This window comes from Leifsonia sp. Root1293, from assembly GCF_001425325.1.
GTDB lineage: Bacteria > Actinomycetota > Actinomycetes > Actinomycetales > Microbacteriaceae > Orlajensenia.
Genome location: NZ_LMEH01000002.1, coordinates 708,076 through 732,213, shown reverse-complemented (window position 1 = coordinate 732,213; position 24,138 = coordinate 708,076). Strand labels below are relative to the sequence as shown.

At 70.2% G+C, this 24,138-nt stretch carries 22 protein-coding genes; 10 read left to right on the top strand and 12 right to left on the bottom strand.

The window, feature by feature from the left end; genetic code table 11:
• Positions 1-9: 9 nt before the first annotated feature.
• The 4 genes from ASC59_RS15245 to ASC59_RS15230 are packed head-to-tail and all read right to left on the bottom strand — an operon-like array spanning position 10 to position 4,809.
• Entirely contained in the window at positions 10-1,116 is a 1,107-nt protein-coding gene (locus ASC59_RS15245) for an ABC transporter permease (RefSeq protein WP_082513727.1), read from the bottom strand.
• Positions 1,113-2,189 (bottom strand): ABC transporter permease, encoded by a 1,077-nt coding sequence (locus tag ASC59_RS15240; RefSeq protein ID WP_055824685.1) that lies wholly within the window; start codon positions 2,187-2,189, stop codon positions 1,113-1,115. Before ASC59_RS15240 ends, ASC59_RS15245 begins: the two co-directional genes overlap by 4 nt.
• On the bottom strand, positions 2,186-3,706 hold the full coding sequence (locus ASC59_RS15235) for a sugar ABC transporter ATP-binding protein (protein ID WP_055824684.1): 1,521 nt from the start codon (positions 3,704-3,706) through the stop codon (positions 2,186-2,188). Before ASC59_RS15235 ends, ASC59_RS15240 begins: the two co-directional genes overlap by 4 nt.
• Entirely contained in the window at positions 3,703-4,809 is a 1,107-nt protein-coding gene (locus ASC59_RS15230; protein WP_055824681.1) for a Gfo/Idh/MocA family protein, read from the bottom strand. Before ASC59_RS15230 ends, ASC59_RS15235 begins: the two co-directional genes overlap by 4 nt.
• Positions 4,810-4,924: 115 nt before the next feature.
• Here ASC59_RS15230 and ASC59_RS15225 point away from each other — a divergent pair, with 115 nt between their 5' ends.
• The 9 genes from ASC59_RS15225 (at position 4,925) to ASC59_RS17410 (ending at position 11,747) form a co-directional block, all read left to right on the top strand.
• Positions 4,925-6,112 carry an ROK family transcriptional regulator gene (locus ASC59_RS15225; protein ID WP_157488172.1) on the top strand — a complete coding sequence of 396 codons (1,188 nt, stop codon included), beginning with the start codon at positions 4,925-4,927 and terminating at the stop codon, positions 6,110-6,112.
• A 405-nt stretch (positions 6,113-6,517) separates the two neighbouring features.
• Entirely contained in the window at positions 6,518-7,084 is a 567-nt protein-coding gene (locus ASC59_RS15220; protein ID WP_055825722.1) for a YqaJ viral recombinase family protein, read from the top strand.
• Positions 7,081-7,839: an alpha/beta fold hydrolase gene (locus ASC59_RS15215; protein ID WP_082513726.1), complete on the top strand. Its 759-nt coding sequence runs from the start codon at positions 7,081-7,083 to the stop codon at positions 7,837-7,839. The genes ASC59_RS15220 and ASC59_RS15215 overlap by 4 nt, the downstream gene beginning before the upstream one ends.
• Positions 7,840-8,152: 313 nt before the next feature.
• On the top strand, positions 8,153-9,139 hold the full coding sequence (locus ASC59_RS15210) for an NADP-dependent oxidoreductase (protein ID WP_055824677.1): 987 nt from the start codon (positions 8,153-8,155) through the stop codon (positions 9,137-9,139).
• Positions 9,136-9,432, top strand: coding sequence for a hypothetical protein (locus ASC59_RS15205; protein WP_055824675.1), 297 nt, complete (start codon positions 9,136-9,138; stop codon positions 9,430-9,432). The genes ASC59_RS15210 and ASC59_RS15205 overlap by 4 nt, the downstream gene beginning before the upstream one ends.
• Positions 9,433-9,492: 60 nt before the next feature.
• The gene (locus ASC59_RS15200) at positions 9,493-10,563 is read left to right on the top strand and encodes a hypothetical protein (protein WP_055824673.1); all 1,071 of its coding nucleotides are present in this window, start codon (positions 9,493-9,495) and stop codon (positions 10,561-10,563) included.
• Positions 10,563-10,949: a hypothetical protein gene (locus ASC59_RS15195; protein ID WP_055824672.1), complete on the top strand. Its 387-nt coding sequence runs from the start codon at positions 10,563-10,565 to the stop codon at positions 10,947-10,949. Before ASC59_RS15200 ends, ASC59_RS15195 begins: the two co-directional genes overlap by 1 nt.
• Positions 10,939-11,406 carry a hypothetical protein gene (locus ASC59_RS17415; protein ID WP_162243193.1) on the top strand — a complete coding sequence of 156 codons (468 nt, stop codon included), beginning with the start codon at positions 10,939-10,941 and terminating at the stop codon, positions 11,404-11,406. The genes ASC59_RS15195 and ASC59_RS17415 overlap by 11 nt, the downstream gene beginning before the upstream one ends.
• A gap of 47 nt (positions 11,407-11,453) precedes the next feature.
• Positions 11,454-11,747: a WXG100 family type VII secretion target gene (locus ASC59_RS17410; RefSeq protein WP_055824667.1), complete on the top strand. Its 294-nt coding sequence runs from the start codon at positions 11,454-11,456 to the stop codon at positions 11,745-11,747.
• Positions 11,748-11,811: 64 nt separating this feature from the next.
• Here ASC59_RS17410 and eccCa read toward each other — a convergent pair whose 3' ends face one another.
• From eccCa to ASC59_RS15145, 8 genes are all read right to left on the bottom strand, one after another.
• Positions 11,812-15,762, bottom strand: a complete 3,951-nt coding sequence (gene eccCa / locus ASC59_RS15180; protein ID WP_055824665.1) for a type VII secretion protein EccCa — start codon at positions 15,760-15,762, stop codon at positions 11,812-11,814.
• Positions 15,762-17,219, bottom strand: coding sequence for an RDD family protein (locus tag ASC59_RS15175; RefSeq protein WP_055824664.1), 1,458 nt, complete (start codon positions 17,217-17,219; stop codon positions 15,762-15,764). The genes eccCa and ASC59_RS15175 overlap by 1 nt, the downstream gene beginning before the upstream one ends.
• Positions 17,216-18,580, bottom strand: coding sequence for a hypothetical protein (locus ASC59_RS15170; protein WP_055824661.1), 1,365 nt, complete (start codon positions 18,578-18,580; stop codon positions 17,216-17,218). Before ASC59_RS15170 ends, ASC59_RS15175 begins: the two co-directional genes overlap by 4 nt.
• 161 nt (positions 18,581-18,741) lie before the next feature.
• On the bottom strand, positions 18,742-20,133 hold the full coding sequence (locus tag ASC59_RS17735) for a WXG100 family type VII secretion target (protein WP_055824659.1): 1,392 nt from the start codon (positions 20,131-20,133) through the stop codon (positions 18,742-18,744).
• Between the two features lie 2 nt (positions 20,134-20,135).
• Positions 20,136-21,473 (bottom strand): S8 family serine peptidase, encoded by a 1,338-nt coding sequence (locus ASC59_RS15160; RefSeq protein ID WP_055824658.1) that lies wholly within the window; start codon positions 21,471-21,473, stop codon positions 20,136-20,138.
• Positions 21,470-21,850: a hypothetical protein gene (locus ASC59_RS15155; protein WP_055824655.1), complete on the bottom strand. Its 381-nt coding sequence runs from the start codon at positions 21,848-21,850 to the stop codon at positions 21,470-21,472. Before ASC59_RS15155 ends, ASC59_RS15160 begins: the two co-directional genes overlap by 4 nt.
• Positions 21,851-21,919: 69 nt before the next feature.
• The gene (locus ASC59_RS15150) at positions 21,920-22,201 is read right to left on the bottom strand and encodes a WXG100 family type VII secretion target (RefSeq protein ID WP_082513787.1); all 282 of its coding nucleotides are present in this window, start codon (positions 22,199-22,201) and stop codon (positions 21,920-21,922) included.
• A gap of 42 nt (positions 22,202-22,243) precedes the next feature.
• Positions 22,244-22,558 carry a WXG100 family type VII secretion target gene (locus ASC59_RS15145; protein WP_055824653.1) on the bottom strand — a complete coding sequence of 105 codons (315 nt, stop codon included), beginning with the start codon at positions 22,556-22,558 and terminating at the stop codon, positions 22,244-22,246.
• A 242-nt stretch (positions 22,559-22,800) separates the two neighbouring features.
• Here ASC59_RS15145 and eccD point away from each other — a divergent pair, with 242 nt between their 5' ends.
• A complete protein-coding gene (gene eccD / locus ASC59_RS15140; protein WP_055824651.1) occupies positions 22,801-24,138 on the top strand; it encodes a type VII secretion integral membrane protein EccD in 1,338 nt (445 codons plus the stop codon).

Sequence of the window (24,138 nt, the reverse complement as noted above, 5' to 3'; positions counted from 1 at the left end):
TGTGTTGGATCAGCCCTCTGCCTCGAGGGAGTGGATTGCAGGTCGAGTCGCGCCCGACTGTGGGGGCGACTCCTTCTCCCGTGAGGGTGAAGTCTCAGTGGCGCCGTCGACGGGTCCGTCATCCGCGTCGACCGGAGGGCCGGCGACATCGGTTCGTCCGCGACGGCGAGCGCGGAACGAGACGGCGGAGTATGCGACGGCGGCGATGATGATGACGCCCTGGATGGCGTCACGCATCGTCGAGGGGACACCGGCGAAGTTGAGCAGGGTGAACAGGGCCTCGAGGGCGAAGGCGCCGGCTGCGGCGGCGACCACCCAGCCGCGTCCGCCGCCGAGGACGACGCCACCGAGGACGACCGCCGTGATGGCGGTGAACTCGTAGCCTCGGCCGACGGAGGGATGCACACCGGCGTATCCGACCAGCAGGATGCCGGCGAGAGTGGCCGACAGCGACGACAGGATGAACGTGCTGGTCTTCACCCACCAGGTGCGTACACCGGCGAAGCCGGCAGCCGTCGGGTTGTCGCCCAGGGCGATGATGGTGCGCCCGAAGGGACGCTTGCTGAACCAGATGGCGGCCGCGAGCACGACGATGAGGATGAGCACCGACCACGGGATGAGGTCGAGCACCGGCACGTCCTGGATGCCGCCGCGACCGATCTGCCTGAAGCTGTCGGCCGGGTTTCCCGTGGCGGCACCGCCGGTCCAGTACAGCACTCCGCCGAGGAGGGCCAGCATCATGCCGAGGGTGGCGATGAACGAGGGCACGCGGAGGAACGACACGATCAGGCCGTTCACCAGTCCCACCAGCACACCGAAGGCGAGCATGAGGAACAGCACCGGGATGGTGCGGGCCTCGTCCTGTCCGACGAGGTTGCCTGCGATGACGACCTGCGCTGTCACGACGGACCCCATCGACAGGTCGAACTCTCCGCCCACGATCACGAAGTACTGCCCGATCGCGACGATGGCGACGGGAGCGACGCGCTGGATGAAGCGCATCAGCTGCCCGGGTTCGGCGAAGTTCGGGTTGAGAACGGTGATGGCGACGAGCAGAACGGCGAGGAGCAGGAACACCGCCCCGCGCGGGCTCACAAGTGCGCTGACGACCTTCATACCGACCCTCCCTTCACGGATTCCGAGACTCTGTCGGCCGGCGACGGATCGGCATCTGGGTCGGCATCCGCCCCGTCCGCTCCGAATCGCGCCCGACGACGCTCGACCTGACGTGCGGTGTAGACGGCGACGGCGGCGACGATGACCACGCCGCGCACCACGTCCTTCATGAACGGGTTGACCTGCAGCACGCTCATGAGGTTGTCGAGCACCGCGAAGATGGCGACGCCGCCGATGGTGCCCCAGACGGAGCCCCGCCCGCCGGCGAGGATGGTGCCGCCGAGCACGACGGCAGCGATCGAGAGCAGGTCGTAGCCGCCCTGGACGCCGACGGTCGGGCTTCCGACGCCGAGCCGGCTGGCGAGCAGCAGGCCGGCGAAGGCCGCCGTGACCGAGCACAGCACGTGCGCGATGATGATCGGCTGGGCCGTGCGGATGCCGGAGAGCCTCGCGACCTGCTCGTTGCCGCCGACGGCGAAGATGTGGTTGCCCGTGCGGGTGCGACTGAGGAAAAGCGCCGCCAGGAGCGCCACGATGATCATGAGGATGGTCGACACCGGGATGGGCCCGAGTCCCGTCGCCCCGATGAGCTGGAACTCCCACGGCACGTCGCCGCTGGTGCCCTTGTAGTTGGTGTCGAGGTAGCCCTTGATGATGAGGCCCATGCCCAGGGTCGCGATGAAGCCGTTCACGTGCAGCTTCGTCACGATGAGCCCGTTCACGAGCCCGAGCACGGCCGCGACGGCGATCGCCGTCAGCACGGCCGGGACGATGTTGGCCGCGCTGCCCTTCATCATGTCCGCGGCGATGAGGCTCGACAGGCTGACGACGTAGGGAACGGAGAGGTCGAGGGATCCGCAGAGGATCACCAGGGTCTGCCCGATGGCCACGAAGCCGAGGACGCTCATGCCGGTGAGGATGTCGCGGATGTTGCCCGCGCTGAAGAAGCTGCGGCCCACGGTCGCGACGAGGATGGCGCTCACGATGATGACGCCCAGCAGCGCCACGTACACGAGGGCCGTCGAGTCGATGCGGCGACGACGACGCAGCGGACGAGCGGATGCCGTGCTCATGCGACACCTCCCCTCTCGGTGTCGGCTGTCGTCGGGGCGTGGCCCGTGGCGGCCGAGAGCACGGCCTCCTCGGTGGAGCCCGCAGGCAGCTCGGCGGCGATGCGGCCGTCATGCATGACGAGGATGCGGTCGGACATGCCGATGACCTCCGGGAGTTCTGACGAGATCATGAGGATGGCGACGCCATCCCGGGCCAGGCTGCGCATGAGTGCGTAGACGGCGATCTTGGCGCCGACGTCGATGCCGCGGGTGGGTTCGTCGAGCAGCACGACGCGCGGCTTCGTGGCGAGCCACTTGGCCAGCACGACCTTCTGCTGGTTGCCGCCGGAGAGGAACTGCACCTCCTGGTCGAGGCCGTGCGAGCTCACCTCCAGGGTGGTCATCACCCCGGGGATCGAGCGTCGCACCTCGGCCGTGCGGCGTGCGAACACTCCGCGGATGACGAGCAGCGCGTTGTCGAGCACCGACTGGTTCACGGCGAGGCCCTGCGCCTTGCGGTCCTCCGTGATCAGCGCGATGCCCCGGCGTACGGCCGTGCGCGCCCGGGTGATGCGCACCGGCTCGCCGTCCAGGGCCATCGATCCCCTGGTGAACGGCGTCACTCCGAAGATGCCCTCGACCAGCTCCGTGCGCCCGCTCCCCTGCAGGCCCGACACTCCCACGATCTCGCCGGCTCGCAGTGCGAGGTCGATGCCGTCGACGAAGCCGTTTCCGGCATCCGTCACAGCCAGACGCACGTCGCCGACGACAGTGTCCTCCAGCGCCGTCGGGAAGTAGGTCTCGATGGAGCGGCCGACCATGCGACGCACCAGTTCGTTCGTGTCGAGCTCCGACGCCGGCCCGGTGCTCACGAGCGCGCCGTCCTTCAGCACCGTGATGGTGTCGCAGAGGTCGAAGATCTCCTTGAGCCTGTGCGAGACGTAGAGAATGGCGACACCGCGTGCCTGCAGACGGCGGATGATGGCGTAGAGCAGCGCCACCTCGTTGTCGGAGAGCGCAGCTGTCGGCTCGTCCATCGAGATGACCCGCGCGTCGTACGAGAGCGCCTTGGCGATCTCGACGATCTGCTGCTCCGCCACGGTGAGGGTTCCGACCCGCGAGGTCGGATCGATGAAGTCGATGCCGAGCTCGGCGAGCAGCGACCTGGTCGCGGCGATCATGCCGCGCTGGTCGACGAAGCCCGCCCGACGCGGTTCGCGGCCGAGGAACACGTTCTGCGCCACGGTTCGGTCTGGCAGGAGGTTGAACTCCTGGAACACCGTCGCGAGGCCGGCCTTCATGGCCTGCACGGGGTGCCCGAACTCCACAGCCTCCCCGCCGAGGGTCACGGTTCCGGCGTCGCGCTGGTAGACGCCGGCGAGGATCTTCATGAACGTGGACTTGCCGGCGCCGTTCTCGCCAACGAGACCGTGTACCTGACCCGGGAGCAGGGTGAGTCCGACGCCGCGCAGCACAGTCACGCCGAAGAAGCTCTTCTCGAGGCCGGTAGCGACCAGCACGGGTTCCTGGGCGCTCATTCGGCCACCTCCACCCAGTGTCCGGATGCCGCCGACTCGAGCACGGCATCCGTCACCCGCACGGCCCGCAGCCCGTCGGCGAAGCGGGGCAGCCCGTCGGGCTCTGCTCCGTCGATGGCCGCGTAGCTGTCGGCGACGAAGGCGTTGAACGCGTCCTGGTAGCCCATCGGATGACCGGCGGGAAGGAGCGAGAGCCGTGCGGCCGACGAATCGAGCACATCGGTGTCGCGCAGGATGTGCTGTGAGCCGGTGCGACGCCCGATCCAGAGTTCCTCGGGCCTTTCCTGATCGAAGCGGATGCTCTCGCTCGTGCCGGCGATCTCGAGCACGAGGCTGTTCTTGCGCCCCGGTGCCACTTGCGAGACGAGCAGCGTGCCGACGGCTCCACCGCGCAGCTCGACGACGAGGGCGACCAGGTCTTCCGTGGCGACGTCGGTGTGCGCACCGCGATGCGCGTGCACCGTGCGTGTCGAGGCCGAGAGCCGGGCGATGCGATCGCCGGTCACGAACTCCAGCAGGTCGACGAGGTGGCTTCCGATGTCGGCGAACGCGCGGGACGGGCCGCCCAGCCCGACGCCGACGCGCCAGTCGTCCGACTGCGGCTCGAGGAGCCAGTCCTGCAGGTACCCGCCCTGAATGGTGAGCAGCCGCCCCACCTCGCCGGCGGCCACGCGGGCGCGGGCCTCGCGCACCATCGGGTGGTAGCGGTAGACGAAGGGCACTGTCGCGGTGAGGCCGCGGTCTGCGGCGCGCTCGGTGAGGGTGGCGGCATCCGTCACCGTCGTCGCCAGGGGCTTCTCGCAGATCACGTGCTTGCCTGCATCGAGAGCAGCGAGCGCGAAGGCCGCGTGGGTGGTGTTGGGGGTGCAGATGTGCACGATGTCGATGCCGTCGTCGGCGAGGAGTTCGTCGACCGAGACGTAGGAACGGTCGAGGCCGAGCCTCAGCGCGGCGTCGGCGGCGGATGCCTCGCTCGAGGACGCGGCGCCTCCGAGCTCAGCACGAGCGGCGCGAGCTGCGCGGCTGTGGACCGAGGCCATGAACCCGGAACCGACGAAGCCGACGCGGATCGCGGTGGCGGGTGCGATGACGTCCGTTGTCATGGGGCGAGTGTGGCACACACTGATCGACTTTTGCTAGTCCATCGGCAAAAGTTGCAAGTTCGAGATCAAGTCGCTGCAATACGACTCGACGAAGACCCTGTGCTTTACTATGCGAATGGTCGACATCAGCCGGGGATCGGCGCTCGGAACGTCGGGCGCGAGTGAGCTCTTCCAGCTGCTGCGCGACGGTCGCCCGCGCACCAGAGCCGAGCTAGCGACGGTCACCGGGCTCGCCCGCTCGACCATCGCCACCCGCGTCGACTCCCTCATGGCCCTCGGTCTCGTCTCGCCCGTCGGCGACGCCCTCTCCACGGGGGGACGACCGCCGTCCCGGTTCGCTCTGAACCCGGCGGCCCGCGTCGTCCTCGCCGCCGACCTCGGCGCATCCCACGCCACGATCGCCGTGACCGACCTCTCGGGAACGGTGCTCGGCGAGCTGCGCGAGGCCATCGACATCACCAGTGGCCCGGAAGCCGTGCTCGGCTGGATGGTCGAGGCCGCCACCACCCTGCTCGCCCGCATCGACCGGACTCACGACGAGCTCGTGGCCATCGGCATCGGCGTGCCGGGGCCCGTCGAGCACTCGACCGGTCGCCCGGTGAACCCGCCGATCATGCCGGGCTGGGACCGGTTCGACGTTCCCGGCTGGGTGCAGCAGCACCTGCAGGTACCCGTGCTGGTCGACAACGACGTGAACATCATGGCCCTGGGAGAGCGGGCCTTCGCGTGGCCCAACGCCGAACACCTCATGTTCGTAAAGGTCGCCACCGGCATCGGCTCGGGCGTGATCTCGAGCGGCCGACTGCAGCGCGGAGCCCAGGGCATCGCCGGAGACATCGGCCACGTGCAGGTCGCCCGCGGGGTCGGCATCCCGTGCCACTGCGGAAACCGCGGCTGCCTCGAGGCCCTGGCCTCCGGCCCGGCCATCGCCCGCGACCTGCGCAAGGCCGGCATCGACGTGGCGACGGGCGCCGACGTCGTCGACCTGGTCAAGCGCGGCAACATCGAGGCGATCCAGGCCGTGCGCCAGGCCGGCCGCGACATCGGCGAGGTGCTGACAACGGCCGTGAGCCTCATCAACCCCTCGGTGATCGCCATCGGCGGATCGATGGCCCGCGCCGGCGAACACCTCATCGCCGGAGTGCGCGAGATCGTCTACACCCGCTCGATGCCCCTCGCCACGGAGCACCTCGCCATCGTGCAGTCGTCGGCGGCCGAGAACGCCGCCGTGCTCGGCGCCAGCATGCTGGCCATCCACCACGTGCTGTCGCCGGAGGGCGTCGACGCGCTGGCGACGAGGTAGGGCTGCGGGCGGGTCGCCCCTGTCACCGTTGATTGAGTAGTGCCCGACGCAGTGCCGCCGCCGATTGAGTAGTGCCCGACGCAGTGCCGCCGCCGATTGAGTAGTGCCCGACGCAGTCGGACACGTATCGAAATCACCCATCGCGACGCGATCTCGATACGCGTCGTCGCTCCGCTCCGGCGCTACTCGATCGGCGGGTGGGGCGCTGCGCTCCGGCGCTACTCGATCAGCGGGTGGGTCGAGGGTTCCGCCGCACTCGATCAGCGAGCGCGGCGGAGCGTCGTGTCGCCCGGCGTCCGAGGCGCGAGGCACAATGGAGCGGTGACCGATACGCTGCTCGACCTCTTCGCCGAGGCGCAGCCCACGGTCGCGGCGGCTCCGGCACCCGCATCCGTGCACCCCGCGATGCGACGCATCGTCGCCGATTCGAGCGACCGCGTGGCGTGGCTGCGCGCGCGCTCCCGGGGCATCACGGCGACGGATGTGGCCAAGCTCGCCACTCCACGCTCCATCCAGGCGGCGGCCTACGAGAAGCTGCACGGCACGAGCTTCGGCGGCAACCCCTTCACCGACCACGGCCGGGCCCGCGAACCTGTGATCGCCGAGTGGGTGCTGCGTCAGCACGGGATCCTCTCGAGCAGCGCGCTCTTCCACGCCGAGCACGAGTCGCGCCACCTCGCCACTCCAGACGGCTACGTCGTGCGCTCATCCGGGAGCCTCGAGCTGTGCGAGATCAAGACCACCTCGAAGCCGTGGCGCAACATCCCCCGCTCCTACCTTCGTCAGGTCTGGTGGCAGCAGTACGTGCTCGGCGCCGACCGCACGCTCGTGGTGTGGGAACAGCACGAGGACTTCGTGCCGGTGTCGACGGAACCGCTCTGCCGCTGGGTCGAGCGCGATGAAGACCAGATCGCCATCCTGGTGAGCCTCGCCAACGGCCTGATCGACGAGCTGCACCGCCGCACACGATGACAGTGCTGCTGCTGCACGGTCTCGGTTCCGACCGGCAGTACATGCTCGACGTCTTCGGACCCGTGCTCGCGACACTCGCTCCGGTCGAGCGCGTCATCGCCCCCGATGCCCGCGCTCACGGTGGCTCGCCGCTGATCGGCTCCCCGTCGGACTTCACCCTCGATGGAATGGCCCGGGAGATCGAGGCCTCGCTCGGCGGCGACCACGAGGACCCCGTCACCGTCCTCGGCGTGTCGATGGGGGCAGCCCTCGCGCTGCGCATGGCGCTGGCCGGCCGCATCCGCATCGATCGGGCGCTGTTCGTGCGTCCGTCGTTCACCGACAGGTCGATGCCCGAGAACCTGCGCGCCTTCCCGGTGATCGGACAACTGCTGCACGACGTGGGTCCGGTCGAGGGCCAGGTGCGGTTCCGCGAGACTCCGGCCTACCGCAGGGCCGTCGATGCGTCGCCGCTCGGTGGCGCCGGGCTGCTCGCGCAGTTCCGCTACCCGCTCGCCGTCGAGCGAGCGGTGCGGCTCGTCGAGGTGCCGCGCAATCGCGCCTTCCAGAACGCGGCCGAGCTGGCATCGCTCGGGGCACGGATGCCGACCGCCGTCATCGGAGCGCCGCGCGACCCCGTGCATCCGTTCTCCGTCGCCGAGCGGTGGGCGGGATCTCTGGGCGCACCGCTCACCCGACTGCCCGCGCGCGACGACGGCCAGGCGGCGCAGCTCGCGGCGCTGCGGGCGGCCTTCGGGGCGTGGCTGCGGCCCTAGGCGTCGCCCCCTTCGCCCTGGCTCCGGGGAGGAACCCTGCCGATCGGGAGGCCTCCGAACCGGTTGGGAGGCCTCCCCATCTGAAGAACTCCTCCCGAGCGCCCACTCTCCCGGCGGCCTCGAACCGATCGGGAGGACATGTGCCGGTGGGGAGGACATGCGCCGGTCGGGAGGACTTGTGCCGGTCGGGAGGCCTCCGAACCGGTTGGGAGGCCTCCCGATCTGCAGTGCTCCTCCCTGGCACGCCAGTCGGGAGGACTTGTTCCGGTCGGGAGGACATGTGCCGGCGCGACCGAGGAGGCAGAATGAATGCATGCCGGAACCCCTTCCCGAGACCATGCGCGCCCTCGTCGTGGACCGCCTCGGCGGCGCCGATGAGCTGCACCTCGCCGATGTCGCCGTGCCGCTGCGCATCGCCGACGAAGTGCTCGTGCGGGTCATCGCGGCGAGCGTGAACCCGATCGACGTGAAGACGCGGTCGGGGCGCGGCTCATCCGCAGCCATCAGCTCCTTCCCGTTCATCGGCGGCTCGGACTTCTCGGGCGTCGTCGCCGCGGTGCCCTATGCGCAGCATCCGTTCCCCGTCGGCACTCCCGTCTTCGGCATGGGACGGGTACCGCGCGTCGGCGGCAGTTTCGCCGAGTTCGTGACCGTCGCCTCCACCGCCCTCGCCGGGAAGCCGGCGAACCTCAGCCACGTCGAGGCCGCTGCGGTCCCCGTCGCCGCGCAGACCGCGTGGGGCATGGTGCGGCTGGCCGGGATCGGCGCCGGCGACAGGGTGCTGGTGCACGCCGGTGCCGGGGGCGTCGGCCACTTCGCCGTGCAGTTCGCGGCCATCGCCGGGGCCCACGTGATCGCCACGGCGTCGGCCGGCAACGCAGCCTTCCTGCGCGAGCTCGGCGCCCACGAGACCATCGACTACGCCGCGCAACGTTTCGAGGACGTCGTGAGCGACATCGACGTCGTGATCGACCTCATCGGCAACGTGCACGACGACACCGGCACCCGCTCGCTCGAGGTCCTGCGCGAAGGCGGGCGACTGGTCAACGCACCGACGGGAAGCTGGCCGACGATGCAGACGGATGCCGCAGCTCGCGGCATCCGCGCCACCGGCTACAACGTGCCTGCCGACGGACGGATGCTGGCCGAGATCGCCGAGCTCCTGGAGTCGGGCGCCGTGAGCGTGCACGTCGACCGCGAGTTCGGCCTCGAAGACGGCGCCGACGCCCAGCGCGCCGTCGAGGGTGGGCATGTGCGCGGCAAGGTCGTCATCCGCGTGGCAGAGGATCCGGCCCTGTGACGGGCGAGCGGAGGGCGCCGTCGAAGACGCGCTCGATGGTCGTCGGTGGCGTGTTCGTGATCGTGGGCGTGCTGTGCGCCGTGGCCGCTGTCGTGATCGCCGCCCGCGCCGGCGGAGACCTCTCGACCGTCGTCGGCAGCGGTGGCGCCAACCGCACCGGCGGCGCCGCACCGGCCTGGTTCGCGATCGGCGTCACGGCCGTGCTCGCCCTGCTCACCTCGGTGACCGGGGTGTTCATCGCGATCGTGGGCTGGCGGGCGGCGGACGGCGCGGAACGCGAAGCGGACAGGTAGGTTGATTGTCGGGGGAAGCGATCATCCGCGCGTCCTCCGACCGGAACCGAGAGGACGCCTGTGGCCTTCGCGATCGACCCGTCTGCGCTGAACACCCACGCCAAGACCCTGCGCACCCTGTCCGATGCCGTTCCGCCCGCGACGAGCTACGTCACGACGAACCTCAGCCTCACGATCGTCGACACCGCCTTCCTGTTCGCGAAGGCCCTCGATGCGGCGAACCAGACCAAGGACGCCATCCAGCCCTACCTCACCGACCTCGCGAATTCTCTGGATCTCTCGGCCGATGAACTCGACGCAACGGCCACCCGGTCGATCGAGCTCGACGACGCCATCGAGCGCGACCTCGATGCCGCCTACCCCGAGCCCGTCGAACGAGGCACGCCGATGTCGGTTCCGACGAGCAGAGCGGTCTACGTGAAGCCGTCGGCGCCCGGTGACGCGCTGGTCACGCCTGCCGGCGAGCCGCCCACCGACCTGGTCAGCGTCATCCTGACGACGGACTGGCTGAGCCCGTCGACCGTGGTCGCCCAGATCCTGGACTGGATCTTCGACTGGAACTACCTGGACGAGATCTCGAAGAAGTTCTCCGGGGACTGGAACTCGCTGTTCCGCGTCACCCATGCCCTGGAGAGCCTGAAGGGCTATCACGTCTCCCAGGCGGACAACATCGGCTACGCCATGTCGGTCGGAGCGAACACCTGGACCGGTCAGGGCGCAGACGCGGCGAACGCCTTCTTCACCGAGATGGCCCGCCTGGTGCGCGAAGCCGGTGACGAGGTCGGCACGCTGGCACCCGAGTTCGAGATCGTCGCCCGCGGCATGCACGACACTGCGGCTCTCGTGGCCGACCTGTTCGCCCAGATCCTCGACGCGGCGATCGCCGCCGCCTTCTTCTACATCGCCGGCACCGTGCTGGTCGAGACCGTCGTCGGCACCGTCATCGGATACCTCGCAGGAACCGGAACCCTCGCCTACATGGCGTGGCTCGCCCACGAGGCCTACGACGTCGTGCAGAGCGCCCTGCTGTTCTTCGACGCCCTCGGCGCCGGCGTGGCCGTCTTCGCCCAGTTCCTGGCCGGTGGCATCGAGCTGCCCAAGCCCCTTCCCTACGACAACCCCACGGTGTGATGAACGAACCTCCTCTCGACCCCACGACGGCGCCCAACGGCTCTGACCCCTCCGACGGACCACGGATGCTCCCCACGATCGACCCGGGAAGCCCGACCGGACGGATGCTGCGCGACTCGATGGAGCGCCTGCGCTTCGCTCCCGTCGATCCGGCCATCCAGCGGTTCGCCCAGGACGTGCTCGACGGCCGCCGCAGCGCACGCGACATGATGGACCTGCCGCAGTTCCAGCCGCTGCTGGAGAAGGCCGGCCAGTCGCTGCAGGAGTACCTCGCCGCGATGAGTCCCGCCGAGCAGGAGGCCTTCCGCGCCGACATCCGTGCCGGACGCCCGCCGGGCACCGGACGCCCCGACGGCTCGACGGGAGGCTCGGCCGGTGCGCGCTGATCGGATGCGCGTGGCAGGAGCCGCAGGAGCCGCCGGCATCCTCCTCCTCGCGCTCACCGGATGCTCCGGCGCGGGGTCGCAACCCCAGTCGGTGACGGTCGCCTACACGAACGACGGCGACGAGAAGACGGTCGATGTCGAGATCCCCGGGCTCGCCTGCCAGACGCTGGGAGAGCGCGTCTTCTACTCGACCACGGCCGAACGGAACGGCGACGACCCGCTCCCCTTCGTCGCCAACGCCGATGGCGCCTCGTACGAGAGCGTGATCGTGACAGTGCAGGTCTCCGACGACCTCTGGTTCACCTCGGGCAAGCCGTTCACGGCCACCGAGGACGGGGTCTCCTTCGACGGCGTCGTCGGAGGCATCGGCCCGCTGGACGACTCGGGCCTCCCCACCGCCGCGGTCGACGGTGCCGCGACCATGACGGGCGACCTCGACTGCACCGAGAAGAAGTAGCACGAAGCGCGCAGCGCGACCACGCAAACGACACCGAAGGAACGATCATGAGCCGCGAGATCCGAGTGGAAGACACCGTCATCGAGGCATCCGTCGCCCGCATCGAGGCGGCCATCGACGAGATGCAGCGCTTGCTCGACCACCTCGAGCGCCGGGCGGCCGTGCTCCGCACCGAGTGGTCCGGTGATGCCTCCGACGCCTACGACAGGGCCCACCGCGACTGGGATCGCTCGATCCGCATCATGGAGAAGGCGGCCCGCGACGTTGCGGCCGTCGCCCACTCCGGCACGAAGCGATTCCGCGCCATGGACGAGGCTCACGCGCGCGTCTGGTCGTTCTGAGTCACCGTCAGCGTCAGCGCGTCGCGCTTCCGTTGCTCCCGGATGATCCCGATACGCCGAGGCGTCAGCTGTAGCGCGGAGGAACCCAGGCGAGCTGCGCCGCCACGACGCCGCGACTGCGGCTGACGATCTGCGCGCGCCCCGGAACCGCGGGAACCGCCTTGACCTTGCCGATGAGCTGGCCCTCCTCAGGGCTTCCGCTCAGCAGGATGCCCGTGGTGCCGAGGTCGGTCAGGCGCTGGATGATCGGGTCGTACGCCGCCCTGCTCGCGCCACCGGCACGACGCGTGAGGATCACGTGCAGGCCGAGGTCGCCGGCCTGCGCGAGCAGCGGCGCGAGCACGGCCAGCGGGTTGCCCTGCGAGGTGGCGACCAGGTCGTAGTCGTCGACGAGGATGAAGCCCTCCGCGCCTGTCCACCACGACCTGTTCCGCAGCTGTTCGGGAGTGACATCCGGGCCCGGGATGCGGCTCTGGAAGAACGCAGCCAGCTCGCCGAGCCCACCCGTCGCCATCTCGTGGGAGCTCAGGTAGGCGCCGAGGTACTCGTCGGGGATGTCGCCCAGCAGGGCGCGCCTGTAGTCGACGACGAAGATCTTCGCCTCGGTCGGCCCGTAGTGCCGCATGATCTCGTTGGCGTAGGAGCGCAGCATCGACGACTTGCCGGAGCCGGCGTCGCCGTAGAGGAACAGGTGCGGCTCCTCCGACGGATCGATCATGAACGGAGCCAGGTCGGCCTCGTCGATGCCCAGGGCGATCTCGCGCGACGCAGCAGGCACGAGTTCGCGCAGCTCGTCGAGACTGATGCTGTCGGGCAGCAGGCGCAGCTTCGGTCCGGCCGGGCCGGTCCAGGCCGCACGCACGTGCTCGGTGAGGTGGTCGATGCCGTCTGCGAGGCTCGCGGATGCCGCCACCCCGTCGATGCGCGGCAGCGCCGTGAGCATCTGGAGGGCAGCGGGGCTCAGACCGCGACCGGGAATGGCCGTGACGTTGGCGGCGGCCTTGCGGTCGGTCTCGGAGTCGCTCGGATCGCCGAGGCGGAGCTCGATGCGCGTGCCGATGAGGTCCTTGATGTTCGCGCGGAGCTCGAGCCAGCGCGCCGCCGTGATCACGATGTGCACGCCGTAGGTGAGTCCGCGGGCGGCGATGGTCTGGATGCTCGCCTCGAGCGACTCGAACTCGGAGCGGAGGGTTCCCCAGCCGTCGATGACGAGGAACACGTCGCCGTAGCCGTCGTCGACCTGACCGGCCGCACGTCGCTGCCGATACGTGTCGATCGAGTCGATCCCGTTCTGCCTGAAGAACACCTCTCGGGCGTTCAGGATGCCGGTGACCTCGGCCACGGTCCGCCGCACGACGTCGGGCTCCGACCTGGTGGCGAGGCCGCTCAGGTGCGGGAAGCCCTGCAGGCCCGAGAACGCGCCGCCGCCGAAGTCGAGCACGAAGAACTGCACCTCGAGCGGGGTGTTCGTCAGTGCCAGGGCGATCATCGTGGTGCGTGCGAGCGTGCTCTTGCCGCTCAGCGGCGCACCGACCACGACCATGTGGCCTGCGGCACCGCCGAGGGAGACCACGAGGTTCTCGCGGCGCTGCTCCAACGGGACGTCGACGATGCCGAGAGGCACCGTGAGGGCCCCAGCGCCACGCCACCGCGCCGAGACGAGCCCGAGCGTCGGGTCGACGGCGAGATCGCCGAAGAGCTGGTCGAGCGTCGCCGGCACCTCGAGCGGCGGCAGCCAGACGCGGTGGGCGACGGGGCCGCGGCCCGACATCCGTGCCACGGCGATCTCGAAGGTGCTGCGCGACTCCTCGGGCTCGATGGCCACGGGAGCATCGGGTTCGGGATCGACGGGGGCTTCCGTGTGCACGGCGGCGGCCGTGAACAGCTCGACGGATGCCGCTGCCGAGTCTGCGCGCCCGGTGTCGACGGACCGGCGACGACGCGGCGGCGGCGCCGACACATAGGCCGCCCGGAACTGGGTCATCGTCTCGGTGTCGCTCTTCAGGAAGCCGACGCCGGGCTGCTGCGGCAGGGTGTAGGCATCCGGAACCCCGAGGATCGTGCGCGACTCGGCCGCCGAGAAGGTGCGGAGGCCGATGCGGTACGAGAGATAGGTGTCGAGCCCGCGGAGCTTGCCCTCCTCGAGGCGCTGCGAGGCCAGGAGGAGGTGCACCTGGAGGGAGCGGCCGACGCGACCGATGTTCACGAAGCTCTCGACGAACTCGGGCTTGGCCGAGAGCAGCTCGGAGAACTCGTCGGCGACGATGAGCAACGACGGCAGGGGTGGAAGGTCGCTCCGACCACCACGGCGGGCCTTCTCGTAGTCCGAGACGTTGGCGAAGTTGCCCGAGGAGCGCAGCAGTTCCTGGCGGCGCACGATCTCGCCCTGCAGCGCGTCCTGGAAGCGGTCGACGAGCGAGATCTCGTCGCCGAGGTTCGTGATGATGGCCGAGACGTGCGGCATGCCCGCCATGCCGGCGAACGTGGCCCCACCCTTGAAGTCGACGAGAACGAAGTTCAGCTGCTCGGGAGAGTGCGTGAGCGCGAGGGCGAGCACGAGCGTGCGCAGCACCTCGGACTTGCCCGATCCGGTCGCGCCGATCATCACGCCGTGCGGACCCATGCCCTGCTGGGCGGATTCCTTGATGTCGAGCACGATCGGCGCGCCGGTGGTGTCCTGGCCGATCGGCACCCGCAGGCGGTCGCGCTCGAGTCGCGGCTGCCACGACACGTCGAAGTCGATGTCGCGAACGTCGGGCAGCCCGAGCAGGTCGACCAGGTCGGCCTGCTTGGCCGTCGAGCGCGTGGCGACGGCGGTGCTCGTCATCGAGAACAGGGGAAGGAGCCGGCGCGCCGTGGCCTCGGCCTCCACGATGCTGATGGTGTCGGGGCGGAAGGAGCGTGCCGGGATCTGCAGGGTGAGCAGCTCCGCCCGGCCGGGTCGTTCCGCGTCGAAGGCGATGCGCAGCGCGTTCTGGTTGTCGAGGTCTCCCCAGCGCGCCGGCAGGTCGATGACCGTGACACCCGAGGTGCCGTCGCCGGCCAGCAGCACGTCGCTGAGCGGGATGCGCGCACCATCGGTGACGATGACCACGTGCGGGGTGAGCGGCGTCGAGCCGTCGCGCGCGAACCGAGGACGCTCGCGCACGTCGGCGGGCATGAGGGCGGCGAGCTCGGTGACGTTCGACCCGATCATGCGGGCAGCGCCGAGGGAGTCGGTCGCCTGGCGCGAATGGGTGTGCGGCAGCCACTTCGCCCACTCCCACTGACCGAGGGCCGCATCCTCGGCGGCGATGACGATCTGCAGGTTGTCCGGATCGTGCATCGTCGCCGCGTGCAGGAGCATGGCGCGGGCGAGTCCCCGTGACTCGTTCTCGTCCCCGGTGATCTCGATGCGGGCGAAGTCGCGCAGGGTCACGCCGAGCGGCAGGTCCTTCTGCACCTCGTGGGTGAGCATGAAGCGATGGGCCGCGGATGCCGCGACGGGGTCGAGCTGCGCGAGCGGGGGAAGCTCGGGCGCCTCCAGCGTGACGCACAGCGGCTGGTCGCTGGTTCCGACGCGCACGGCGAGGAAGTCGGCGTCGCCGGCCGAGCGCTCCCAGACGCGGGTGCGCTCCTCGGCGATGAAGGGCAGCGTCGATGGTGCCGGATGCTGCCAGTTGCCGGCTCGTCGCTGCTGCTTCGATGCCACCCGCACCGTGCGTCGCAGCTCGGTGAGGTAGGCGAGGTACTCGCGACGGGCGGCGAGGGTCGCGGAGGTGCGCTGGGATCGCTGGCGCCATCCGTTGACCGCGACGAAGCCCAGGGAGGAGAGCAGGAACATGCCACCGGTGATGAAGCCCGTCGGCCCGGTGTTCGAGACGCTCACCATGACGATGGCGCCGATCGATCCGAGCATCGGGAGCATGGAACTGAGGAGTCCGCCGCCGCCGTCGCTCGGGGCGATCTCGGGGGGCGGCTGCACCGTGATGGTGCCGGACGGGACGCGCGGTGGCGCCAGGCGTGGACCGCCCATCAGGCGTTGTCCGCGCTCTCGGGAGCCATGAGGATGCTCACGGTGAAGGTGCGGTTGCCCATGCGCACGCGGTCGCCCTCGTCGAGGAGCACCCTGTTTCCCGGCAGGAGGGGCGCTGAGGCGGCGTCGTCGCTTCTGATCTCGGTTCCGTTCGTGGAGTTGTTGTCTGTGACCCAGGTGCGACCCCGGGAGTGCTCGAGCCGCAGATGGGTCTTCGAGACCGTCGACTCGGGGTCGCGCACCGAGATGAGCCTGTCGCCCTGGTCGGTGGCCGACGGGTTGCGTCCGAGGTTCACCGCCACCGGGATCGGCAGCTGCTCGCGCTGGCCGGTGTCGAAGATGAGCAGCAGCGCACCGGTCTCGGAAGCCGGAGTGTCGCCCGGGGTCTGGTCGACGGGCACCGCGGCAGCGCGGCGGCCGGTCGGTGCGGCGGAGGCGGCGGAGGCGGCCGGCGCCGCGACGACGGATGCCGCCCCGGGGTCGGCGGTCTTCGCATCGGTGCGCCCGCTCGCGCCCCGGGGTTCGCCGCCAGCGGCCGATGCGTCGAGCTCGGGCATCCGCTCCTCTGCCCTCCCTCGGCCCGAGGATGCTCCCCGTACCGAGGCGGACTCGACGGCGATGGGCACGGACGACGATGGGGAACCCGTGAAGGAGGCGCTGGCCGAGTTCTCGTCGTCGGACACAAGCATGGCTGGAGCGCGGCGGGTCGACGTGACGAGGAGTGGGGCGGCCAGCACGATGCCGCGGGAACCTGCCGGCGCCGCGCTTCGGCTGCGGGCGGGAACGGCGACGACGAGTGTGCGCGCCGCGCGGTCGGCCCAGGAGCGGCCACGCCCTGTTGCATCCCAGGCGCTCGAGGCGACGACCACCCAGGCGCCGACACCAGCGGCGAGGAAGCCGGCACCGGTGATGAACCAGCGTACGAAGCCGCGTCCGACGCCGGGCGAGAACGGCCCGTCCTCGCGGGCTGTGCGCAGCCGCAGGGCGGCGTTGCCCGGGGTGACGCCGGTGCGGGATTCGATGATCCAGAGGCCGATGGCCAGTTCGATGGCGACGACGGCGCCGAGCACGATCGTGCCGGTCAGCAGCCAGACCACGACCGCTATCGCGGCGACGACGGCGACGTCGATGCTGAACGCGGCGATCCGGCGACCGACCGTGGCCGGGCGGCCGACGAAGGCCGTGCCCAGCGAGCCTGCGATACGGCGCGGTCCGGCCGGGGTGGGCACGGCGGTCGACCCGACACCGGATGCACCGGGAAGAGCTGCGGTCGACGGTGACGCAGCGGCGGCACGTGCCTCGACCTCGCTGCCGGCAGCCGGCTGGGCAGCAGCATCCGGAGTCGAACCCTCGAGGCCCGGCTGGGGCGCGAGCAGGCCAGGGGGCAGTGCGGGCACGCCGGAGGGAGGCAATGCCGGAACCCCCGCGCGCCCGGGGAATCCTCCGCGGTCGCTCATCCTGCCATCATCCCACGGAGCAGGCTCAGCACGTCCGCGTAGAGCAGTGCGGCGGGCAGCGCGAAGGCGACGGCGATCCACTCGATCACGTCGCCGGTGCGCGACCAGGCGAGGGAGGAAGCGCCGCGCGATGCCGGGACGACGATCGCGGCGGCGATCACGGCCGCGAGGAACAGTCCGGCGGCGATGATGCTGAGCGCGAGCGGATCGAGAGTGGTGAGAGCCAACTGGGCGGCGACGACGAGCACGACCGCAGCCGCTGCCCTCGGCATCCAGCGCAGCAGGAGACCCGTGGTGTGCCTCGGCGTGAGCAGCAGGGAGATCTCGACGCACACGATGAGCACGATGCCGCCGGTCGCGACGAACGGATCGCTTTCCCACGGCCGGAGCAGCGCGACCGGCGCGAAGACCGCCGCGATGATGCTGAGGAGAGCGGCACCGGCGACGAGCCGGGCCGACGACCCGTCGACGACGGCCCGCACGGTCTCGACCCTGATGGCCCCCGGCGATTCCGGGATCGCGCCGCGCACGGTCCACCGGTTGCCGATGAAGTGCTTGTAGTCGATGAAGTAGCCCTCGGGAAGGTTCACGAGAGTGCTGGGCAGGGCGCGCAGGGCCAGCGGCACGGCACCGAGCGAGACCGCTGCCGCAGCCGGCTCCTCCCAATGGAGCAGCAGGGCCAGACCCCAGATCGCTGCGAGCACCGCGAGCATGATCGCCACTGTTCCGGCGGCGGCACGCAGTTCTGCGGATGCCGCCGTGGCCGTGAGCACGGCGCTCAGCACCGCTGCGGCCACGAATCCGGCAGCGACGGCGAGACGCACGCCGTCCTCCAGTCCCGGCGGCGGAGCCAGGGCGCCGGCGCTGAAGGCGAGAGCGAGGGGCGCGAGGAGTGCGACGGCGCCGGCCATGCCTGCGCGGGCGCGGGCGGCCCAGACCACGGCCGTCACGATGGCGGCCAGACCCAGCACGATGCTGGTGAGCAGACGCATGCCGGGGCCGACGGAGACAGCGACGATGGCAGCGAGGGCGAGGGGGGCGATGACGGCGAGCATCCACCACGGCGCACCGTGGTCGACGCGCCGGGAGGCGGACTCGCGCTCGGCGCGTGCCGAGACCGCAGCATCCGCCCTCAGGTCGACGACGCTGTAGAGGCCGCCGTCCACGAGATCGATCGCCGGGGTCTCGGGTGCGATCTCGGTGCCGTCGCGGTCGAGCACGATGTGTCGCCCGTCGCCGACGGGCAGGCCACCGGCTCGCAGGGCATCGCCGAGCCTGTCGTCCAGCGGGATGGCGATGTCGAAGCGGCCCGTGTCGCTGAGCAGTGCGAACCTGCGGCGTTCGACGGCGGGAGTGCTCATGAGTCTCCCCCTGGTCTGTCGCCGTTCAGCACGTGGGCAGCCCCCGAGGCTCCCACGCTAGATCCTGCCACCTGCACGCGTGTCCTCGCGGCCACCGCGATCGGCCGAGCGCGTCGTCGAGAGCTCACCGGGGCGTCGCCGAGAGCGTCACCTACCGGAGGTCAGCCGCGTCCGCCGGCGCCGGCGCCCTTCGACCGGGGACCGCTCTCCTCGTCATCGTCGAGGGTCGGCGCGATGTATCCGCCGAGGCCCTGGCCCTTGGCCTTCTCCTCGGAGGCTCCGGCCTGCTGGCCGGCAGCCATCATTCCGGGACGACCGCCTGCTGCTCCGGATGCTCCACCGGCGCGAGCCGCCGTCGAACCGTTCGCACCGTTGGCGCCGCCGCCGGCCCCACCGGCCTGGCCGAGCAGCCCGCCGCTGGATCGGACACCGGATGCGGCTCCCGAACCACCGGGGCCACCGAGACCGCCGACTCCTCCTGCACCACCGGCACCGCCGAAGGCGCCGAGCCCGCCGATGCCGGCCGATCCGCCCGCGAGCTTGGAGCCTGCGAGCAGGGCCGCACCGGCGCCGCCGCCGATCACGCCCGAGCCCAGGGGCGAGGGTCCACCGGAACCCGTCGATCCCCCCAGGCCGCCCGGGGTTCCGACGCCCGAACCACCGGATCCACCCGAACCGCCGGACCCACCGGGTCCGCCGGGGATGTATCCGGGTCCGCCGTCATCGACCGAGGGGGTGGTCGGGTCGAACACCAGGTCCGGGGTCTCGTACACGGGGTCGATCGGAGTCGGGTCGATCCAGTCCGGACCCTCCGTCGTCGGGCCGTCGGGTCCCGGGAAGTCGGGGGTGCGGATGATCGTTCCGACCTGGCCGCCGGGGTGGGACCCCGTGGGGGAACCGACACCGGGGTGGCTGCCGCCGCCGGGGTTGCTTCCACCGCCGGGATAGCCGGGCCCACCCGGGTTGCTGCCGCCGGGCATGGTCGGGCCGGTGGGGCCGTCGTCCTTCGGGATGTCGACATCGGTGATCATGACGGGAGCGACGCCTCGGAGGGCGGCCTGGCTCTCCTGGAGTTCTGCCCGGTGCTCCTCGAGTGTGCTTCCGAGGCTCTCGACCTTCTTCTTCGCCGCCTCCTCGCGCTGGTTGCCGAGGAATCCCTCGATCACGTCGAGGGCCGTGTCCGAGGCCAGCGGGCCGAGCACCGGGTGCACGACGGTGGATCCGGCGGTGACGGCTGTGCGCCAGAAGGAGTCGACCTTCGACGATGGCAGATCCGACGACGACGATGCGGCAGCGGCCCTGGCCGCGTTCGCGTTGGAGACGGTCGTCCCGATGCGGGTGACGGCGTCCTCGACCACGGTGAAGTTCTTCTTCAGCTGCTGGAAGACCTCCGAGGCGTCGTCTGCCGACGTTCCCTTCCAACCGGGGGATGCCGCGAGGCTCGCCATGGTGCGCTGCAGCGTGCTGAGGGCGAGCGACAGGGTCTGGAGCTTCTCGATGTTCCAGTCGGTGCCCGATCCCATTGCTGCGAGCTGGTCTTCGTACTTGCCCATGGTCATGCTCCTGTCTGGGTGTGGCCGGCGGCCGGAGAAGGCGTGCTCGGGCGACGACGCGCGAGCACCACGATGAGAACGATGAGCCCGGCGAGCACCAGGATGCCGACGACGGCGATGGTCACGACCAGGGGCACGGAGAGACCCGACGCGTCGTCGTCGGATGCCGCTGCCGGTGCGGTCGGGGACTCCGATGCGGACTCGGACGGCTCTGCAGACGATGCCGCGTCGAACTCGGCGGCGGCGGGGTAGGCATCCGCACCGTCGAGGATCAACGGGTTCACGTCGGGGTAGGTCGTGGGGTCGACCTGCAGCATGGTGGTCAGCGACGCGACGCCGTAGCCGTAGGTGTTGTCACTGGTCAGCTCGGGGTTTCCACCGCCCGTGTTATGGATGAGCGTCTGGATGAGCTGGTTGCCCGTCGCCTTCGGGTACTTCTGCTTGACGACGGCGAGGAAGCCGGCGGTCAGCGGGGTGGCGATGGAGGTTCCATTGGCGAGGGACTGGTCGGTCCAGTTCTTCTCAGCCTCAGGAGTGCCCGCGCTCGATCCCTGCACGAGCAGATCCACGCCGGCGTTGGCCACCGTGACCTTCTCGAAGGTGTTCGGGACCCCGTCCGTGGCGAGCGCCGCACCGTCGGCGCCGATCGCCTGCACCGCGACGACGCTGTTGGCACGGGCGAGTCCGTCCGGCTGGCCGATCACGTCGGGAAGGCCGACGAGGATCACCACTCCGGCCTCGTTCGCACGCAGGATCGTGGGCGTCCAGTCCTGGTCCCAGTCGATCGCCAGGGAGATGGAGATGATGTCGGCACCATCGTCGATGGCAGCGTCGACAGCTTCGATGGTGGTGTTCCCCGTCGGATCGTCGACAGGATCGCACCGGCCGTCGAACTGGATCCCGTCGGCGGTCGGCGGGCTGATCAGGGCGTTGTAGTAGAGCAGTTCGGCTCCGGGCGCCGCACCGAAGACGCCGAGCTCGCCGTCAGCCGCTGTGCCGTTTCCCACGACGTACGACGCCGTGTTGGTCCCGTGCTTCGCGGTCAGGGAATCCGTGGTGGCCGGGTAGGCCGCGCCGTCGTCGTCGGCGCAGAACGACGGCTCACGCACGGTGAGGCCGGCGCCCTCGAGCGCGGGGATGTCCGGGTGGATCTGCGAGTCGATGACGGCGACGGTGACGCCCTCCCCCGTGTACCCCGCTGCCCAGGCATCGGGGAGGTGGAAGGCGTCCACGTACCAGAGGCCGGGTCCGTCGACGGCCGCCGCCGGAAGGGCGGGCACGACGATGAGGGCCGCGGTCGTCGCGAGTGCCGCGAGAAGGCGTCGGGTGCCGCGCCTCATACGATCAGCGGTGACTTCCCGCCACCTGCCGACGGCGTGGGCGTCGGTGCCGCCGGGAGTTCGGTCTTGACCGCAGCGTCGAGGAAGGACAGGAACGCCTGGGCATCCGCAGCGATGCTCTCGTCGTTCTGCACCAGCTGGGCGACGGTGGTGCGGATCGCGTCCTCTGCCGCCTGGAGCTCCATGATGATCGACCGCGTCGCCGCCTTGAGCACGATGGCGGTCTCAGCCAGTTCCGAGCGGAACGGGGACGCCACGCCGATGCCGACACCCTCGGACTGCAACTCACTCGGTTCCGGCAGGGCTGAGAGCCCCTCGAGGAGGTCTTTGAGACCACTCGTCACGAGGTCGGGGATGACCTGGATGATGCTCGCCATGATGGGGCTCCTTTCAGCGATTGAAGAACGGGCCGGTGGGTCCGGATGCTCCGGACCCACCGGCGACGACTAGAGCGAGAAGCGCCCGGCCGACGACTTGTCGCTCTGGAGGTACTGCGCGGCGATCTCCTCGGTCTTGCCGGAGATCTGCTGCAGGAGCTGCTGGAGCTCGCCGAGCGAGGCGTTCCACTTGGCCTGGGCCTGGTCGTACGCGAGCTGAGCGTCACCGCCCCACGCTGAACGCAACTTGCCCACCTCGGCCTCGAGGCGGTCGAGCTCGGCGCGGATGCCCTGGGCACCTCCGCGGATCTGACCTGCGAGCGCCGTGACCTGCTCGGGACGGACTGACATCGACTGCATGTTCATCTACTCCTTGATCCGTGTTCGACGTGCCTAGGCGCCCATCATCGAGCCGAGGCCCGAGATGGTCTGCTGGTGCGAGTCTTCCGTGGCTGCCTGGTCCTTCTCCGTGCCGGCGAGTGCGGCCTCCAGAGTGACGAGGACCTCGTTCAGCTTGCGGGTCTGCTCGTCCCAGCGCGTCATCAGCGTGGTGAACGAACCGGCAGCGGCGCCGGTCCAGTAGCCACGCAGCTGGTCGATCTCGCCGCGAACCTTCTTGACCTGCTGGTCGACTCCGGTCTTCGTCTCGCGCACTGCCTGGGCACCCTTGCGGAGGGCACCCTCTTCTGCTGAAATCTGGTCAGCCATCACCCATTCCTCTCATTCGTCCGATGTAGACGATCACTGGAGGGGGCGGCCAAAAATCGGCAGCGTCTTCGTCCCCCAAATGCGTCACCGCCCACAAACCTAAGCGAGATCTGCTCAGTGGGCAATTCCCCCCTTACGCGGGACGTACCCCGGATGCCGTCACGCGGCGGGCTGAGCCTTGATCATCTAGAGTGAAACGCGTGTCATCCGCTGGTCGAGCGGACGAGACGAATGGGGAAGACATGAGCCAGACCGCTATCGCTGCGGGTGCGGTGCTGCGGTTGTCGATCGTCAGCGAGGACCGACGTCTCGACGTCGGCGTGCCTGCGCAGATTCCACTGATCGAGTTGCTGCCGGGCTTCGCCCGACGCCTCGGCATGCTCGACCCGTCGCTGGCCCACGGCGGCTACGTCCTCAACCGCGCCGACGGCTCCGAGCTCGATCCGTCCCGCGGCATCGGAAGCCAGGGCGTGCACGACGGCGAACTGCTCACGCTCGTTCGTGGCGGCCTGCTCGCCGAGGCCAGGGTCTACGACGATGTCGTCGAGGCCGTCATCGACGCGACCAGCGAGCAGCACGGCTCCTGGACTCCCCGCGACAGCTCCCGCACGGCACTCGCGGTGAGCGTCACGTTCCTGGCCCTCTGCGCCCTCCTCCTGGTCGGCACGGGACGCGACTTCCCTCTGGCCGTCGTGCTGGCCGGTGCCGGGGCGCTCGTGCTCATCGCCGCATCCGTCGTGCTGTCACGCCTCGGCCAGACCGAGGCCGGCGCAGCGCTCGGATTGGCCGCCGCCGGCTACGGCGGCATCGCCGGCTTCCTCGCCGTACCCGGCGATGAGATGTGGGGCTGGCCCGTCGCGGCAGGAGCCCTCGGACTCCTCGTCGTCGGCGGCGTCGAACTGGCGTTCACCCCCAAGAAGCCCGAGATCCATCTCGTCCCCCTCGCCTTCGGCGCGAGCATCGGGCTGGCCGCCGTCGTGACCGCCCTGTTCTCGCTCGACCCCGTCGGGCCGTACTCGATCATGCTGGCCGTCACGGCGATGCTCGCCAACGGCCTTCCCTGGCTGGCGCTCAGCTCCACCCGCATCCAGGTCATCTCCCCGCAGAGCGATGCCGACATCTTCACGGCCCCCGATCCGATCGACGCCGACGATGTGAAGCGACGCGCCGCTGCCGGAGCACGGGTGCTGGTGTCGCTGCGGCTGGCCCTCGGGCTCTCCGCCCTGGCAGCAACGCCGCTCGTTGCTGCGAACGGGCTCACCGGGGCCCTGCTGTGCGCGCTCGCCTTCCTCGGCATGATGTTCCAGTCGCGCCAGACGTACGCCCGCGCCGGTGTCATGACCCTCATGGCCCTCGGCGCGTTGGGGCTCGCCGCCACCGGTCTCACCGTGATCGTCACCCAGCCCGACCTGCGCATCGGCATGCTCGTCGTGCTGCTGGTCGGAACGGCCCTGCTGGTCGCCCTCACGCTGTTGAGCCCCCGTGCGCGCCTCCGCCTCGGACGCCTCGCCGACACCGTCGAGGTCATCGCGCTGGCACTCCTGCTCCCGCTCGGCGTCGTCACGGCCGGGCTCGCGTAA

Bases quoted from the DNA above. Each gene is read 5' to 3' on its own strand.
- eccD (WP_055824651.1), top strand. From the start codon at position 22,801: ATGAGCCAGACCGCTATCGCTGCGGGTGCGGTGCTGCGGTTGTCGATC.
- ASC59_RS15170 (WP_055824661.1), bottom strand. From the start codon at position 18,580: ATGAGCACTCCCGCCGTCGAACGCCGCAGGTTCGCACTGCTCAGCGAC.
- eccCa (WP_055824665.1), bottom strand. From the start codon at position 15,762: ATGGGCGGTCCACGCCTGGCGCCACCGCGCGTCCCGTCCGGCACCATC.
- ASC59_RS15220 (WP_055825722.1), top strand. From the start codon at position 6,518: ATGCGACGCATCGTCGCCGATTCGAGCGACCGCGTGGCGTGGCTGCGC.
- ASC59_RS15195 (WP_055824672.1), top strand. From the start codon at position 10,563: ATGAACGAACCTCCTCTCGACCCCACGACGGCGCCCAACGGCTCTGAC.
- ASC59_RS15160 (WP_055824658.1), bottom strand. From the start codon at position 21,473: ATGAGGCGCGGCACCCGACGCCTTCTCGCGGCACTCGCGACGACCGCG.
- ASC59_RS17410 (WP_055824667.1), top strand. From the start codon at position 11,454: ATGAGCCGCGAGATCCGAGTGGAAGACACCGTCATCGAGGCATCCGTC.
- ASC59_RS15235 (WP_055824684.1), bottom strand. From the start codon at position 3,706: ATGAGCGCCCAGGAACCCGTGCTGGTCGCTACCGGCCTCGAGAAGAGC.
- ASC59_RS15215 (WP_082513726.1), top strand. From the start codon at position 7,081: ATGACAGTGCTGCTGCTGCACGGTCTCGGTTCCGACCGGCAGTACATG.
- ASC59_RS15155 (WP_055824655.1), bottom strand. From the start codon at position 21,850: ATGGCGAGCATCATCCAGGTCATCCCCGACCTCGTGACGAGTGGTCTC.
- ASC59_RS15210 (WP_055824677.1), top strand. From the start codon at position 8,153: ATGCCGGAACCCCTTCCCGAGACCATGCGCGCCCTCGTCGTGGACCGC.
- ASC59_RS15150 (WP_082513787.1), bottom strand. From the start codon at position 22,201: ATGTCAGTCCGTCCCGAGCAGGTCACGGCGCTCGCAGGTCAGATCCGC.
- ASC59_RS15245 (WP_082513727.1), bottom strand. From the start codon at position 1,116: ATGAAGGTCGTCAGCGCACTTGTGAGCCCGCGCGGGGCGGTGTTCCTG.
- ASC59_RS15240 (WP_055824685.1), bottom strand. From the start codon at position 2,189: ATGAGCACGGCATCCGCTCGTCCGCTGCGTCGTCGTCGCCGCATCGAC.
- ASC59_RS15225 (WP_157488172.1), top strand. From the start codon at position 4,925: ATGGTCGACATCAGCCGGGGATCGGCGCTCGGAACGTCGGGCGCGAGT.
- ASC59_RS15175 (WP_055824664.1), bottom strand. From the start codon at position 17,219: ATGAGCGACCGCGGAGGATTCCCCGGGCGCGCGGGGGTTCCGGCATTG.
- ASC59_RS17735 (WP_055824659.1), bottom strand. From the start codon at position 20,133: ATGGGCAAGTACGAAGACCAGCTCGCAGCAATGGGATCGGGCACCGAC.
- ASC59_RS15145 (WP_055824653.1), bottom strand. From the start codon at position 22,558: ATGGCTGACCAGATTTCAGCAGAAGAGGGTGCCCTCCGCAAGGGTGCC.
- ASC59_RS15230 (WP_055824681.1), bottom strand. From the start codon at position 4,809: ATGACAACGGACGTCATCGCACCCGCCACCGCGATCCGCGTCGGCTTC.